This is a genomic window from Cellulomonas algicola, assembly GCF_019024305.1.
Lineage (GTDB): Bacteria > Actinomycetota > Actinomycetes > Actinomycetales > Cellulomonadaceae > Cellulomonas > Cellulomonas algicola.
In genome coordinates this window covers 16,952-32,553 of record NZ_JAHKSJ010000041.1, presented here as the reverse complement: position 1 = coordinate 32,553, position 15,602 = coordinate 16,952, and the positions used below count along the sequence as shown (strand labels likewise).

Here is a 15,602-nt window from a genome sequence, read left to right as displayed (position 1 = left end):
CGGGCGGCGCAGGCAGCACCGGCCCCCGCGGCCCGACCGGCCGCACCCCGGCCGGCGCCCGCGTCGGCCACCCCCAAGCCGCCGGCACCCCGCCCGGCCCCGCGGCCCCGGCCGCAGGCCCCGGGTCAGTCCGGCTGACCGACCTGATCACGCCGGCCCGGTTCCCCGCCGGGCCGCACGACGACGAGTCGCGCACGATCCGCGCGCGATGAGATGGACAAGGAGACACGGCAGCCATGCCGAAGAACAAGACGCACTCCGGTGCCAAGAAGCGCTTCCGGATCACCGGCAGCGGCAAGGTCATGCGTGAGCAGGCCAACGGCCGTCACCTCCTCGAGCACAAGTCGAGCCGTCGCACCCGCCGCATCGCCGGCGACGTCGTCGTCTCCGCCGCTGACACCCCGAAGATCAAGAAGCTGCTCGGCAAGTGACCCGTCCGGGGTCGCGACGAGCGATCCCGGGGCACTCGAGCCCTAGACAAGCAAGGAGCATCACGTGGCACGCGTGAAGCGGGCGGTCAACGCCCAGAAGAAGCGCCGGGCAACTCTCGAGCGCGCCAGCGGCTACCGCGGGCAGCGCTCGCGCCTCTACCGCAAGGCGAAGGAGCAGGTCACCCACTCCCTCGTCTACGCCTACCGCGACCGCAAGGTCCGCAAGCAGGACTTCCGCAAGCTGTGGATCCAGCGCATCAACGCGGCGTCGCGCGAGCAGGGCCTGACGTACAACCGCCTCATCCAGGGCCTCAAGCTCGCGGGTGTCGAGGTCGACCGTCGTGTCCTCGCGGACCTCGCGGTCAACGACGCGGCGGCGTTCAACGCCCTCGTGCAGGTCGCCAAGGACGCGCTGCCCGCCGACGTCAACGCGCCGTCGGCTGCGTGACGACTGCCTCGCAGCAGCACAGCACCTCCCCGGACGCCCGGCCGATGCCCGAGCTGACCAACCCCCGCGCCGAGCGGGTGAAGGCAGTGCGGGCGCTGGCCGGGCGTCCGGCGCGTGCGCGGTCGGGTCGGTTCCTCGTCGAGGGACCGCAGGCCGTGCGCGAGGCCGTGCGTGCCGAGCACGTGCGCGTGCACGACCTGTACGTCACCGACGCGGCCGCCGAGCGGTACGGCGAGATCGTGTCTGCCGCGGGCGGGCGGGGGATCGTCGCCCGGACCGCCACGCCCGAGGTGCTCGACGCGATGAGCGCCGACGCCCAGGGCGTCCTCGCGGTCGCGGACCAGGTCGACGTCGGCCTGGACGACGTCCTCGCGAGCCGTCCGCGCCTGGTGGCGCTGCTCGCGCACGTCCGGGACCCGGGGAACGCCGGGACGGTCGTGCGGGCAGCCGACGCCGCAGGCGCCGACGCCGTCGTCCTCACGCGCGAGAGCGTCGACCTCCACAACCCCAAGGTGGTCCGCTCGACCGCCGGGTCGTTGTTCCACCTGCCCGTCGCGACCGGTGCCGACCTCGCGTCCGCCGTCGGAGCGCTGCACGACCGCGGCGTGACCGTGCTGGCGGCCGACGGCACGGGCGAGCACGACATCGACGACCTGCTCGACGTCGCGGGAGCCGCACCCGACGGCGTGCCGGACCTCGCCGGTCCGACGGCGTGGGTCTTCGGCAACGAGGCGTGGGGCCTGCGCGACGAGGACCGCGCGCTGGCCGACGCCGTCGTCCGCGTCCCGATCCGGGGCCGTGCCGAGTCCCTCAACCTCGCCACGGCGGCGACGGTCTGCCTCTACGCGAGCGCCCGCGCCCAGCGCTGACGTGCAGCACCTTCGCCCGGCGCTGACGGGACGCGTCCGCGCCCAGGGCTGACGGGACGCGCCACCCCCAGGGGCTGAGGTGACGCGCCCGCGGCACTGCGGTCGGGGCCGCGCTACTCTGCTCGTCCGCGGTCGGGAAGCCCGACCTCAGTGATGGTCCCGGCGTACCGACGAACGCCGTCACGATGCCCCCAGCACCGTCGCCCTCCGCAGCACCGTCGTCCGCCCGCACACCAAGGGGCCCCGTGTCCGTCGATCCGGTCCCGAGCCCCACGGTGGCGCCATGAGGCTGTTCGCGGCCGTGTGGCCGCCCGACGACGTCCGCGACCACCTCGACCTCGCGCTCGCGACCGTCCGGGGCGGTCCGGCCGGGGCGTCGAGCGCGGTCCGCTGGTCCGCCCGCGAGACGTGGCACCTGACGGCGGCCTTCTACGGCGAGCTGCCCGACGGGGCCGTACCGGGCCTGGTGGCCGACCTCGCCGCGGTCGCGCGGGACCGCGCACCGTTCACGCTGGCGCTGCGCGGTGCCGGCGTGTTCTCGCACCGGACGATGTGGGTCGGGGTCGGCGGTGAGGTCGAGGAGCAGCGGCGGCTGAGCGGCGCGTGCGTCGACGCGGGCGTCGACGCCGGGGCGGTGCCGGACCGGCGACCCCGCGAGCGGCCGCACCTCACGATCGCGCGGATCCGCCCGGGTGCGCGGCCACCGCGGCGCGGGTCGTCCCGTCCGGCGCGCGGTCGCGGGCCGGGGGAGCCGGGCGCTGACGTGCCGCTGACCGACCAGGACGTCGCGCGTGGCGTCGCGAGGGCGCTGGCGGTGTACGAGGGGCCGTCGTGGACGGTCGACGAGCTGTGCCTCGTCGCGTCGCGGCCCGGCGCCGGGCGAGGTGGCGGCCCGCTCTACGAGGTGCTGGAGCGCTTCGCGTTCGCGTGAGTGCCGTGCTCCGCCGTGGTCAGGACGTCGGCGCCGCGATGCTGCGCGCCGTAACGCCGCGTTCGCTCGGCGACCACGCGGCCCAGGACGCACGGCGCGCCGGGACGGTTTCGGGGTCGTGGCGGCGCGCCCTCGCGTGGCACCATGGGCGGCATGTCAGCGCGTGCACGGGCGGCCGGTGGTCGCCGATTTCCGCGGCCCGGCCTCGGGCTGCGCTGACGCGCGCGTGACCTGACCGCCGACGAGCGGACGGGCACGAGGGCCCGGGACGGGCGCCACTAGACTTCCCTGCTGGCCGGTGCGCTGTCGCGCGCCCGGTCAGGGCCCGTCCGTCCGTGGCGCGGACGCGGGCTCCGGCTTCTCCCCTGGAAGGTCCGCATGACCGACACACCCCTGTCCCCGCTCGACGAGGCGGGCGTCGACCTCGCGGTGAAGGCGGCCCTGGCCGCGTTCACCGCGGCCGGCGACCTCGACGAGCTCAAGTCCGCGCGTCTCGCGCACCTCGGTGAGCACAGCGCGATCGCGCTCGCGAACCGTGCGATCGGCGGCCTCGCGCCCGCCGACAAGGGCGTCGCGGGCCGGCTGCTGGGCGGTGCCCGCGGGCGGCTGCAGCAGGCGCTCGCGGAGCGGCAGACGCAGCTCGAGGCGGAGCGTGACGCGCGCGTGCTCGTCGAGGAGACCGTCGACGTGACGCTCCCCGTCGACCGGCGCCCGCGCGGTGCGCGGCACCCGCTGGAGACGCTGCAGGAGCGCATCGCGGACATCTTCGTGGCGATGGGCTGGGAGATCGCCGAGGGTCCCGAGCTCGAGTCGGAGTGGTTCAACTTCGACGCGCTGAACTTCGGCGTCGACCACCCGGCGCGGCAGATGCAGGACACGTTCTTCGTCGACCCGCCGGAGTCGGGGCTCGTGCTGCGCACGCACACCTCGCCGGTGCAGGCGCGCACGCTGCTCGAGCGTGACCTGCCGGTGTACATCGCCTGCCCCGGCAAGGTGTTCCGCACGGATGCGCTCGACGCGACGCACACGCCCGTGTTCCACCAGGTCGAGGGCCTGGCGGTCGACAAGGGCCTGACGATGGCGCACCTCAAGGGCACGCTCGACCACTTCGCGCAGGCGATCTTCGGTCCCGAGGCGCGCACGCGGCTGCGGCCGTCGTTCTTCCCGTTCACCGAGCCGTCCGCCGAGATGGACCTGTGGTTCCCGCAGAAGAAGGGCGGGCCCGGCTGGATCGAGTGGGGCGGTTGCGGCATGGTCAACCCGAACGTCCTGCGGGCGTGCGGCGTCGACCCCGACGTCTACTCGGGCTTCGCCTTCGGCATGGGCATCGAGCGGACCCTGATGCTGCGCCACGGCATCGCCGACATGCACGACATGGTGGAGGGCGACGTGCGCTTCTCCACGCAGTTCGGGACGGAGATCTGATGCCCCGCGTTCCCCTGACGTGGCTCGCCGACCACGTCGACCTGCCCGCCGGCCTCACGGCCGAGCAGCTCGCCGCCGACCTCGTGCGCGTCGGGCTCGAGGAGGAGGCGATCCACGCCGCCGCCGTGACGGGCCCGCTCGTGGTCGGCGAGGTCGTCGAGCGCACGCCCGAGCCGCAGAAGAACGGCAAGACGATCAACTGGTGCCGCGTCGACGTGGGCGCCGCGCACAACGAGCCCGGCGGGTCTCCGCGGGGCATCGTGTGCGGTGCGCACAACTTCGACGTCGGCGACAAGGTCGTCGTCGCGCTGCCCGGCGCGGTGCTGCCCGGGCCGTTCCCGATCGCGTCGCGCAAGACGTACGGCCACGTGTCGGACGGCATGATCTGCTCGGCGCGCGAGCTCGGGCTCGGCGAGGACCACGCGGGCATCATCGTGCTGTCGACGCTCGGCCTCGACGTGCCCGTCGGCACGGACGCGCGCGAGCTGCTGGGCCTCGGCGACGAGGTGCTCGAGATCAACGTGACGCCCGACCGCGGGTACGCGTTCTCGATGCGCGGTGTCGCGCGGGAGTACGCGCACTCGACGGGTGCGACGTTCACCGACCGCGGTCTGGCCACGCCCGAGCAGCGCGAGCCCGTGTCGGGCGGCGTCGCCGTCGAGCTCGAGGACGACGCGCCGATCCACGGCGTGCCCGGGTCGGACCGGTTCGTCGCGCAGGTCGTGCGCGGGGTGCGGGCGGACGCCCCGTCGCCGCAGTGGATGCAGCGGCGCCTCACGCAGGCGGGCATGCGGCCCCTCGGGCTCGCGGTCGACGCGACGAACTACGTCATGCTCGACCTCGGCCAGCCGCTGCACGCGTACGACCTGGCCAAGGTCGCCGAGCCGATCGTGGTGCGGCGCGCCCGTGCGGGTGAGCGGCTGCTCACGCTCGACGGCGTGGACCGGGCGCTCGACCCCGAGGACCTGCTGGTCACCGACAGCCCCGAGGGTGCGCGTGCCGCGCGGATCATCGGGCTCGCCGGGGTCATGGGCGGCGGGGACAGCGAGGTCGGGCCGGACACGGTCGACGTGCTGGTCGAGGCCGCGCACTGGGACCCGGTCACGGTCGCGCGCACCGCGCGGCGGCACAAGCTGTCGAGCGAGGCCGCCAAGCGGTACGAGCGCGGCGTCGACCCGCAGCTGCCGCGTGTCGCGGTGGCCCGGGTGGTCGAGCTGCTCGTCGAGCACGGCGGTGGGGTCCCGGACGCGGCGCTCACCGACGTGGACCGCACGGCCGAGCCGCCGACGATCACGCTGCCCGTCGACCTGCCCGGTCGCCTCGTCGGCGTGCCGTACACGGCCGACGAGGTCCGCGACGTGCTGACCCAGATCGGCGCCGAGGTGTCCGACGCGGGCGACGACGCGCTCGCGGTGCGGGTGCCGTCGTGGCGGCCCGACCTGGTCGTGCCGGTGGACCTCGTCGAGGAGGTCGCGCGGCTGCGCGGCTACGACGCGATCCCGTCGACGCTGCCCGTCGCCCCCGCCGGTCGCGGTCTGACCGACGGCCAGCGCACGCGCCGCTCGGTCGCGCGCGCCCTCGCCGAGGCCGGCTTCGTCGAGGTGCTGACGTACCCGTTCGTCTCGACCGAGCAGCTCGACGCGCTCGCGCTGCCGGAGGACGACGCGCGTCGTCGTGCGGCCCGCCTGGTGAACCCGCTCGCGGAGTCGCACCCGTACCTGCGGACGAACCTGCTGGTCACGCTGCTCGACGCGGCACGCCGCAACGTCGGTCGCGGCCAGAGCGACCTCGCGGTCTTCGAGATCGGGCTCGTCACGCGACCCGCGCCCGACGCGCCGGCGGCCCCGCACCTGCCGGGCGGCGTACGCCCGAGCGACGACGACCTCGCCGCGATCGAGGCCGCCGTCCCTGCGCAGCCGCGTCGCGTCGCGGGCGTGCTCGCGGGCGCGGCGGAGCCTGCCGGGTGGTGGGGGAGCGGCCGTCGCGCCGACCACACCGACGCGATCGCCGCGGCCCGTCGGGTCGCGGAGGTCGTGGGCGTCGACGTCGTCCTGGCCGCGGACGGCGAGCATCTGCCGTGGCACCCGGGCCGCTGCGCGCGCATCACGCTCGCCGACGGCACGCTCGTCGGGCACGCGGGCGAGCTGCACCCGAACGTCGTCGCGGCGCACGGGCTGCCCGCGCGGGCGGCCGCGTTCGAGCTCGACCTCGACGTGCTGCTCGCGGCCGCGCCCGCCGAGCCGACGCAGGCGCACCCGGTGTCGTCGTTCCCGCTCGCGAAGGAGGACGTCGCCCTCGTCGTCCCCGCGCACGTGCCCGCGGCCGACGTGCTCGACGCCGTCCGCGTCGGCGCGGCCGCGGGTCCCGCCGGGGACGTCGTCGAGGACGTGCGGCTGTTCGACGTGTACGTCGGCGACCAGGTGCCGGACGGGACGCGGTCGCTCGCGTTCTCGCTGCGGCTGCGCGCGGCCGACCGCACGCTGACCGCGCAGGAGACCGCGGGCGTCCGGGAGGCCGTCGTGGCCGAGGCGCAGCGCCGGTTCGGAGCGAGCCTGCGGGCGTGACGACCCGCTGACCAGCAGCGACGGCCCCGCGACCCGACACGGTCGCGGGGCCGTCGCCGTCTCCGGGGCCGGTCCAGGCACCCGGCCGAATCCGGACGAAGTCGTCGGACGTGGGACGAGTTCACCAAACGGTTACCGATGAGTAGTTGCCGTGAATCGGACGGAAAGGCGAAGGTGGCTGGTGGCCCGTCACGAGCGGGCATCTCTTGTGCCCCCCGATGAAGGAGAGCTCGACGTGCACGCAGGAGTGAAGTCGGCGACCGGGGGCCTCGCAGCCCTCGCGCTGGCGGCGGCCGGGTCACTGGCCGCGGCGACACAGGCGGCAGCGGCGCCGTCACCCACCGCGCCACTGGTCATCAACGAGGTGTACGGCGGGGGCGGCAACTCCGGCGCGCCGTTCAACCGGGACTTCGTCGAGCTGGTGAACACGACCACCGCGCCCGTCAGCGTCGACGGGTGGGCGGTGCAGTACGCGTCGGCGACGGGCACGTCCTGGCAGGTCACCGGCCTGTCCGGGACCGTGGCGGCCGGCGACCGGCTGCTCGTCGGCATGGGCTCGGGCGCGACGGGGGCCGCGTTCGACGTCGACGTCGAGGGCACGACGCTCATGGGCGCGTCGAACGGCAAGGTCGCGCTGACGTCGAGCGCGACCGCGCTCACGTGCGGTGCCGCGGCCAACCCCTGCAGCACGCAGGCGGCCGTCGTCGACCTCGTCGGCTACGGCACCGCGACCGACTTCAGCGGCACAGGTCCGGCGCCCGCGGCGTCGAACACGACGTCGGTGTCGCGCAGCGCGACCCACGCCAACACGGCGAACAACGCGGCCGACTTCACGGCGGGCACGCCCACACCGGAGAACTCCGGTGGCGGCGGCACCGACCCGGGCAACCCCGGTGACGGCGAGCACACGATCGCGGAGATCCAGGGCACGGGCGCGGCGTCGCCGCTGCAGGGCGCGACCGTCACGACGACGGGCGTCGTCACGGCGGCGTACCCGACGGGCGGGTTCAACGGCTACGTCATCCAGACGGCCGGCACGGGCGGCACGCTCGACCCGGCGCGCACGGCGTCCGACGCGGTCTTCGTGTTCTCGTCTGCGACCGTCGGCTCGGTCGCGATCGGCGACCACGTCGAGGTCACCGGTGTCGTGAGCGAGTTCAACGGGCTCACCGAGATCACGGTCGCGGCGGGCGGCGTCGAGAAGCTCGCGGCGCCGGGTGCGGTCACGCCGCTCAGCGGTGGCTGGCCCGCGACGGCCGAGGGCCGCGAGGCGATCGAGTCGATGCTGCTGGCACCCACGGGCGAGTTCACGGTCGCGAACACGTTCTCGACGAACCAGTACGGCGAGGTCGGCCTCGCGGCCGGCACGACGCCGCTGCTGCAGCCGACCGAGGTCGGTCGCCCCGGCTCCGCGGAGGCGACCGCCACGGTCGCCGACAACGCGGCCCGCGGCGTCGTGCTCGACGACGGCGCGACGACGAACTTCCTGTCCGCGGCCAACCAGTCGCAGACGCCGCCGTACGTGTCGCTCGCGAACCCGGTGCGCGTCGGCGCGGCCGCGACGTTCCAGGCGCCCGTGGTCGTCGACTACCGGAACAACGTGTGGAAGCTCAACCCGACCAGCCAGTACGTGGCCGGCGGGACCGCGCCGGTGACCTTCGAGAACGACCGCACCGCGTCGCCCGCCGACGTCGGCGGCGACGTGAAGGTCGCGTCGTTCAACGTGCTCAACTACTTCACGACGCTGGGTGCGCAGGGCGCGACGTGCGTGCCGTTCCGCGACCGCACCGGTGACCCCGTCACGGTCGACACGGGCTGCGACCAGCGCGGCGCGTGGGACCCGGCGGACCTCCAGCGGCAGCAGGACAAGATCGTCGCGGCGATCAACGCTCTCGACGCGGACGTCGTGGGCCTGCTCGAGATCGAGAACTCCGCGGTCGTCGACGGCGTCGCGGACGAGGCGCTCGGCACGCTGGTCGACGCGCTCAACGCCGAGGCGGGTGCCGGCACGTGGGCGTTCGTCCCGTCGTCGGCGGACCTGCCGGCCGTCGAGCTGCAGGACACCATCACCAACGCGCTGATCTACCGCACCGCGGCGGTCGAGCGGACGGGCGACGCCCACGCGCTCGGCACGGCCAGCGCCGACGGTCAGGCGTTCGCGAACGCGCGCGAGCCCATCGCGCAGGCGTTCACGCCCGTCGCGGGCGGCGAGCCGGTGCTCGTCGTCGTCAACCACCTCAAGTCGAAGGGCTCGGCCGGTCCGTGGCCGGGCGACGCGGACACGGGCGACGGGCAGGGCGCGTCGAACGAGTCGCGCGTCCGCCAGGCGACCGCGCTGCGCGACTGGGTGCCGACGATCCAGGGCGACACCGAGGCCGTCGCGCTCGTCGGCGACTTCAACGCCTACACGCACGAGGACCCGCTGCAGGTGCTCTACGACGCAGGCTACGTCGACGCGGTCGACCAGCTCGCGCCGGGGCAGTGGTCGTACACGTTCTCGGGCCTGTCCGGCTCGCTCGACCACGTCCTGCTGAACGCCGCCGCGCGCGAGCGCGCGACCGGTGCGGACGTCTGGGAGATCAACGCCGAGGAGTCCATCGCGCTCGAGTACAGCCGGTACAACTACCACGGCACGCTCTTCTACGCGGACGACGTGTACCGCTCGTCCGACCACGACCCGGTCGTCGTCGGCCTCACCGCCGGGGACAACACGGGCCCGGTCGACCTGACCTTCCTCAACATCAACGACTTCCACGGGCGCATCGACGCCAACACCGTGAAGTTCGCGGGGACGGTCGAGAAGGAGCGTGCGGCGGCCCCCGGCCCGGTCGCGTTCCTGTCCGCGGGCGACAACATCGGCGCGTCGCTGTTCGCGTCGGCCGTCCAGCAGGACCAGCCCACGATCGACGTGCTGAACGCGCTCGAGCTCCGCGCGTCGGCGGTCGGCAACCACGAGTTCGACGGCGGGTTCGCCGACCTCACGGACCGTGTGGTCCCGGAGGCCGACTTCACCTACCTCGGCGCGAACGTCTACCAGAAGGGCACGACGACCCCGGCGCTGCCGGAGTACGCGCTGCTCGACATGGGCGGCGTCACGGTGGGCGTCATCGGCGCCGTCACCGAGGAGACCCCGACGCTCGTCACCCCGGGCGGCATCGCGACGCTCGACTTCGGCGACCCCGTCGAGGCCGTCAACCGGGTCGCGGCGCAGCTCACCGACGGCGACCCCACCAACGGCGAGGCCGACGTCATCGTCGCCGAGTACCACGAGGGCGCCGGCGCGGGCACGCCCGACGGCGCGACCCTCGAGGAGGAGGTCGCCGCGGGCGGCGCCTTCGCGGCGATCGTCGAGGACACGTCGGCCGCGGTCGACGCGATCTTCACCGGCCACACCCACAAGCAGTACGCGTGGGAGGGCCCCGTCCCCGGCGACGCGGACCGTACCCGGCCGATCGTCCAGACCGGCTCGTACGGCGAGCTCGTCGGCAAGGTCGTGCTGACGTACGACCCGACGACCGACGAGGTCACGGCGCACACGCAGACGAACGTGGCGCGCACGACGGACGCCGACGCGACGCTCATCAGCACGTTCCCGCGCGTCGCGGCGGTCAACCAGATCGTCACCGACGCGCTCGCGTACGCGGCCGTCGTGGGCAACCAGCCCGTCGGCTCGGTCACCGCGGACATCACGACCGCGTACTCGGGCGGCTCCTACGTCAACGGCGTCTACGTCGGCTCGGGCCCGCTGCCCAGCACCGGCCGTGACGACCGGTCGAAGGAGTCGACGCTCGGCGGCCTGGTGGCGAACTCGCTGCTCGACACGCTGGCGTCACCCGAGCGCGGTGGCGCCGACATCGGCGTCGTCAACCCGGGCGGCATGCGCAACGAGCTGTTCTCCGCGCCCGACGGCGTCATCACCTACGCCGAGGCCAACGCGGTCCTGCCCTTCGTCAACAACCTCTGGACCACGACCCTCACGGGCGACCAGGTGAAGACGATGCTCGAGCAGCAGTGGCAGACCAACCGGGACGGCACCATCCCGAGCCGCCCCTACCTGCAGCTCGGCCTGTCGTCGAACGTCACTTACACGTACGACCCCGACGCGCCGCTCGGCTCGCACATCACCTCGGTGACCGTGAACGGCGAGCCGCTCGAGCCGGCGGGCGAGTACCGCATCGGCACGTTCTCGTTCCTCGCGCAGGGCGGTGACAACTTCCGGGTGTTCGAGGACGGCGCCGACACGGCGGACTCGGGTCTCATCGACCGGGACGCGTGGATCGCCTACCTGCAGGCGCACCCGGACCTGTCGCCGGACTTCGCGCGGCAGGCCGTGGGTCTGGCCGACGTGCCCACGCGCGTCGAGGCGGGCGGCCAGCTCGCGTTCGACGTGACCGGGCTCGACCTGACGAGCCTCGGCTCGCCGCTCAACACGTCTCTCGACGTGCGCGTCGACGGCCAGTCGATCGGCACGGCGACGGTGACGAACGGCGCGGCGACGGTCGCGGTGACCGTCCCGGAGAGCACCCCGGCCGGCGAGCACGTCCTCACGCTCGTCGCGAGCCCCAGCGGCACCACGGTGACGCTGCCGCTCACGGTCGAGGAGGGCCGGGCGTCGTCCACGACGACCCTCACCGCGAAGCCGACGAGCCAGGTGGTCGGCAAGTCGAAGGTCAAGCTCACCGCGACCGTCACGTCCGACACGTCGGTGGCGGGTGCGACGGTCGAGCTCGTCGCCGGCGGCACCGTCCTCGGCTCCGCGACGCTGTCGAAGAAGGGCTCGGCGACGTTCACGCTGCCCGCGAGCACGCCCGCCGGGACCTACGAGGTCGTCGCCCGGTTCGTCGGCACGGCCGACGTCGCGCCGTCGCAGTCCGCGCCGGTGACCGTCACAGTCACGCAGGTGAAGACGCACACGGGCCTCGTCGCGACCCGCACGACGCAGAAGCACGGCTCGCTCCTGCCGACGCTGCTCGTCGCGGGCGTCGTCCAGGAGAACCTGCGGATCCCGTCCGGGAAGGTCGAGATCCGTGAGGGCGCGACCGTGGTGAGCCGGCACGACGTCGTCCTCGGCGTCGCGATCGGCCGCGTGCCGCACGACGCGAGCGTCGGCACGCACACGTACACCGCGACCTTCGTGCCGAGCGACCCGGACGTCGCGCCCAGCACGAGCGACCCGGTGACGGTGCGCGTCACGCGCTGACGCACGGCGCGGAGGCCCGGCCACCCGTCCCACGAGGGCGCGGCGGTCGGGCCTCCGTCGCATTCCGGCCTTTCGTCCTATGTGCCGGAAGCGTCCGACGGAGCACGCTGGACCCATGGCCGACCCGTCGCGCACCGACCGACGCCCCCTGCCGCTCGCCACGCACGGACCGCAGCCGTGGGAGCCGCCCGAGCTGCGGCACACGCCCGGCGGCGTCTGGGCTCCCGACCCTCTCGCGGTGCCCGCGGTCGCAGGCTGGGTCGACCCCGACGACCGCGTCGTCTGGTTCGAGCACCGCAACCCCGTGTCGGGCAGCGGCACCACCTGGGGCGCCGTCCGGTAGCCCGTCGCACGACCCGTCCGCAGGACCGGTCCGCACGACCTCCGACGACCCGTCGGTCCACCTGGTGAGCGGTGGGCCGACGGGTCGTCGGCGTCGTGGCTAGCCTGAGCGCACTGACACGGGGTGCCCCGCGCCGCCCGACCCGGGCGGACGAGGGGCTGAGATCACACCCGCCGAACCTGATCTAGTTCGTACTAGCGAAGGGATGTCGTCGCGATGACGTCTGCCTACCCGTCCACCGAACCGCACGGCGACGCGCTCGCGCTCGCCCACGCCGCCGGCGAGGCGCTCGCCGCGGTCCACGCGGCCACGCCACTCGTCCAGTGCCTGACGAACGAGGTCACGACGAACCTCGTCGCGAGCACGCTCCTCGCGGTCGGGGCGTCGCCCGCGATGGCGGCCGTGCCGGGCGAGGCCGAGGAGCTCGCGGGCGTCGCGGGCGCCGTCCTCGTCAACCTCGGCACGCTCGACCCGGACCTGCGCGCGTGCGTCGAGCCGACCGTGGCCACGGCCGTCGGGGCGCGCACGCCGTGGGTGCTCGACCCGGTCGCCGTGGGCGTGCTGTCGGTGCGCACGCGGCTCGCGGCGCGTCTCGTGGCCGAGCGCCCCGCCGTCGTCCGCGGCAACGCGAGCGAGGTGCGTGCGCTCGCGGGCCGGCTCTCCGCGGGCCGTGGTGTCGACGCGCGCGACGGGGTCGACGCCGCACGGGAGGCCGCGGCCGGTCTCGCGGCACGGCACGGGACGGTGGTCGCCGTGTCCGGCCCGGTCGACCTCGTCACGGACGGCGAGCACGAGGTGCGGCTCGCCGTCGGCCACCCGCTGCTGACCCGGATCACCGGCGCCGGGTGCGCGCTCGGCGGCCTGACGGCCGCGCTCGCGGCGGTCACCGAGCCGCTCGTCGCCGCGGTCGGGGCGACGACGCTGCTGGGTCTCGCCGCCGAGCGGGCCGCGGTCGCCGCCGCGGGTCCCGCGTCGTTCCAGGTGGCGCTCGTCGACCACCTCGCCTCGGTCGCACCCGACGACCTCGCGGCCCGCGTCGTGTCGGCCGCGACGGTCGAGCGTGCGGCGGTGCCCGCGTGAGCCGCGTCCTGCCCGACGGTCCGTACCTGGTGGTCGACGCCGACACCTGCGCCGCCGCGTCACGCCGGCCGGCCGACATCGCACGGGTCGCGGTCGGCGCGGGCGTCCGCGTGCTGCAGGTGCGGGCCAAGCGGGCGCCGGTCCGCGACCTCGTCGCACTGACGGTCGACGTCGCGCGCGCGGTCGACGGCACGGGCGCCCTCGTGGTCGTGGACGACCGGGTCGACGTCGCGCTCGCCGCGCGCTCGCGCGGGTGCGCGGTCGCCGGGGTGCACGTCGGCCAGGCGGATCTCGACGTCGCCGACGTCCGGCGGCTCCTCGGCGCGGACGCGGTCGTCGGCGTGTCCGCGGCGACCGCCGCGCATCTCGCGGAGGTCGACCCCGCGGTCGTCGACTACGTCGGCGCGGGACCCGTGCGGGGGACGCCGACGAAGCCGGACGCGGGCCCGCCGCTGGGCCTCGACGGCCTGCGTGCGGCGGTCCGGCGCAGCCCTCTGCCGGTCGTCGCGATCGGTGGGCTCGGGGTCGAGGACGTCGCGGCCGTGCGCGAGACCGGTGCGCACGGCATCGCGGTCGTGTCGGCGGTCTGCGCGGCGGCGGACCCGGCCCGCGCGGCGGCGGACCTCGTCGCGGCGTGGACGGCGGCGGCCGGGCGGAGCGGGCCGGACGTCGGCGCAGGACCCGTCGCCCTCGCCGGCGGCAGGGTCGCACGGGCCGGCGGCGCGCGTCCGGCCGGGACGGCCGCGGGAACGGTGCGCGCGGAGGCCGTGCGATGACCGAGCGCGAGACGCCGCCGACGGGGTCGCGCCCGCGCGTCCTGTCCGTCGCGGGGACCGACCCGACGGGCGGAGCCGGGATCCAGGCCGACCTCAAGTCGTTCGCCGCGCACGGCGCGTACGGCATGGCGGTCGTCACAGCGCTCGTCGCGCAGAACACGCACGGCGTGCGCGACGTCCTCGTGCCGGACGTCGCCTTCCTGCGCGCGCAGCTCGACGCGGTGTCCGACGACGTGACCGTCGACGCGGTGAAGATCGGCATGCTCGCGACGGCGGCCGTGGCCGACGAGGTGGGGGACTGGCTGGCACGTCACCGTCCGCCGTTCGTGGTCCTCGACCCCGTCATGGTCGCGACGAGCGGCGATCGGCTGCTCGACGACGACGCGGTCGCCGCGGTCCGCCGGCTCCTCGCGGTCGCCGACGTCGTCACGCCGAACCTCCCGGAGCTCGCGGTCCTCGCCGACGAGCCCGTCGCCCGGACCTGGCCGGAGGCCGTGCAGCAGGCGACGCGGCTGGCGAGCGCCGCCGGGGTCGCGGTGCTCGTCAAGGGCGGCCACCTGCCCGGCGTCGAGAGTCCCGACGCGCTGGTCGAGGGTGGGCGTGTCGTCGAGCTGCCCGGTGCGCGGGTCGCGTCGACGAGCACGCACGGCACGGGCTGCTCGCTGTCGGCGGCGCTCGCGGCGCTGCGTCCCCGTCGTCCGGACTGGGCGTCGGCGGCACGGGACGCCAAGCGCTGGCTCGGCGGGGCCATCGCGGCGGGGGAGGCGCTGCGCGTCGGCTCGGGCCACGGCCCGGTCGACCACTTCCACCACGCGCCGGCGCTCGGGCTGCCCGTCTTCACCGACGAGGTCGGGGGCATCCTCGCGGCGGCGTGCGCCGCGTCGCTCGAGCAGCCCTTCGTCCGCGGCCTGGCGGACGGCGGCCTGCCGTGGGACGCGTTCGTCGAGCAGCTCCACCAGGACGCGCTCTACCTCACCGCGTACTCACGGGTTCTCGCACGCGCGTCGACGCTCGCACCGTCGGCGGAGGCGCAGGAGTTCTTCGCCCGCGGCGCGCACTCGTGCCTCGCGGTCGAGCGAAGCCTGCACGAGACGTACCTCGCGCGCGCGTCCGTGCGCCCGTCGTCGCCGCCCTCGGCCGTGACGCGCGCCTACGTCGACCACCTGGCGGCGGTCGCGGCGCACGGCTCGTACGCGGAGGTCGTCGCCGCGGTCCTGCCCTGCTACTGGGTGTACGCGGAGGTCGGGGTGACGCTCCTCGCGCAGGCGGACGCCGTCCCGGGCCACCCGTACCGCGACTGGGTCGCGACGTACGGCAGTGCGCCGTTCACCGAGCATGCCGCGCACGCGTGCCGGCTGGCCGACGCGGCCGCGCAGCACGTCGACCCGGCGACGCGGGAGCGCATGATCGCCGCGTTCGACGCGTCGTGCCGCCACGAGGTGGCGTTCTTCGGTCAGGTCGCGGTCGTCGCGACGGACCCGGGACGGCAGGTCGCCGCCCTCGCGGTCCGCTGACGCAGGCGCGCGGCCCGGGAC

11 protein-coding genes, 1 pseudogene and 1 riboswitch are annotated in these 15,602 nt (G+C 75.0%); all 12 genes and pseudogenes read left to right on the top strand.

All coding sequences use genetic code 11. The annotated features are described in order from the left end of the window. Positions 1-212: pseudogene (locus KOV94_RS20290) on the top strand (hypothetical protein); the annotation flags it as partial. A 24-nt stretch (positions 213-236) separates the two neighbouring features. Next, positions 237-431, top strand: coding sequence for a 50S ribosomal protein L35 (gene rpmI / locus KOV94_RS20285; protein WP_013770804.1), 195 nt, complete (start codon positions 237-239; stop codon positions 429-431). Between the two features lie 64 nt (positions 432-495). After that, positions 496-879 carry a 50S ribosomal protein L20 gene (gene rplT / locus KOV94_RS20280; RefSeq protein WP_124344182.1) on the top strand — a complete coding sequence of 128 codons (384 nt, stop codon included), beginning with the start codon at positions 496-498 and terminating at the stop codon, positions 877-879. Positions 880-923: 44 nt separating this feature from the next. Continuing rightward, a complete protein-coding gene (locus KOV94_RS20275; RefSeq protein ID WP_218053027.1) occupies positions 924-1,748 on the top strand; it encodes a TrmH family RNA methyltransferase in 825 nt (274 codons plus the stop codon). A gap of 283 nt (positions 1,749-2,031) precedes the next feature. Beyond that, complete coding sequence (gene thpR, locus KOV94_RS20270; protein ID WP_218053026.1) at positions 2,032-2,679, top strand: RNA 2',3'-cyclic phosphodiesterase; 648 nt, start codon at positions 2,032-2,034, stop codon at positions 2,677-2,679. Between the two features lie 378 nt (positions 2,680-3,057). Next, entirely contained in the window at positions 3,058-4,104 is a 1,047-nt protein-coding gene (gene pheS, locus KOV94_RS20265; protein ID WP_124343999.1) for a phenylalanine--tRNA ligase subunit alpha, read from the top strand. Beyond that, entirely contained in the window at positions 4,104-6,668 is a 2,565-nt protein-coding gene (gene pheT, locus KOV94_RS20260; protein WP_218053025.1) for a phenylalanine--tRNA ligase subunit beta, read from the top strand. Before pheS ends, pheT begins: the two co-directional genes overlap by 1 nt. Positions 6,669-6,903: 235 nt before the next feature. Continuing rightward, positions 6,904-11,868: an ExeM/NucH family extracellular endonuclease gene (locus tag KOV94_RS20255; RefSeq protein ID WP_218053024.1), complete on the top strand. Its 4,965-nt coding sequence runs from the start codon at positions 6,904-6,906 to the stop codon at positions 11,866-11,868. A gap of 115 nt (positions 11,869-11,983) precedes the next feature. After that, positions 11,984-12,211: a hypothetical protein gene (locus tag KOV94_RS20250; RefSeq protein WP_124343667.1), complete on the top strand. Its 228-nt coding sequence runs from the start codon at positions 11,984-11,986 to the stop codon at positions 12,209-12,211. 109 nt (positions 12,212-12,320) lie between these two features. Further along, positions 12,321-12,434: riboswitch (TPP riboswitch) on the top strand. Further along, positions 12,428-13,291, top strand: a complete 864-nt coding sequence (gene thiM, locus KOV94_RS20245) for a hydroxyethylthiazole kinase (protein ID WP_218053023.1) — start codon at positions 12,428-12,430, stop codon at positions 13,289-13,291. Its footprint overlaps the riboswitch before it by 7 nt. Next, positions 13,288-14,067: a thiamine phosphate synthase gene (gene thiE / locus KOV94_RS20240; protein ID WP_308160693.1), complete on the top strand. Its 780-nt coding sequence runs from the start codon at positions 13,288-13,290 to the stop codon at positions 14,065-14,067. The genes thiM and thiE overlap by 4 nt, the downstream gene beginning before the upstream one ends. Next, positions 14,064-15,581: a bifunctional hydroxymethylpyrimidine kinase/phosphomethylpyrimidine kinase gene (gene thiD / locus KOV94_RS20235; RefSeq protein ID WP_218053022.1), complete on the top strand. Its 1,518-nt coding sequence runs from the start codon at positions 14,064-14,066 to the stop codon at positions 15,579-15,581. The genes thiE and thiD overlap by 4 nt, the downstream gene beginning before the upstream one ends. Positions 15,582-15,602 lie beyond the last annotated feature (21 nt).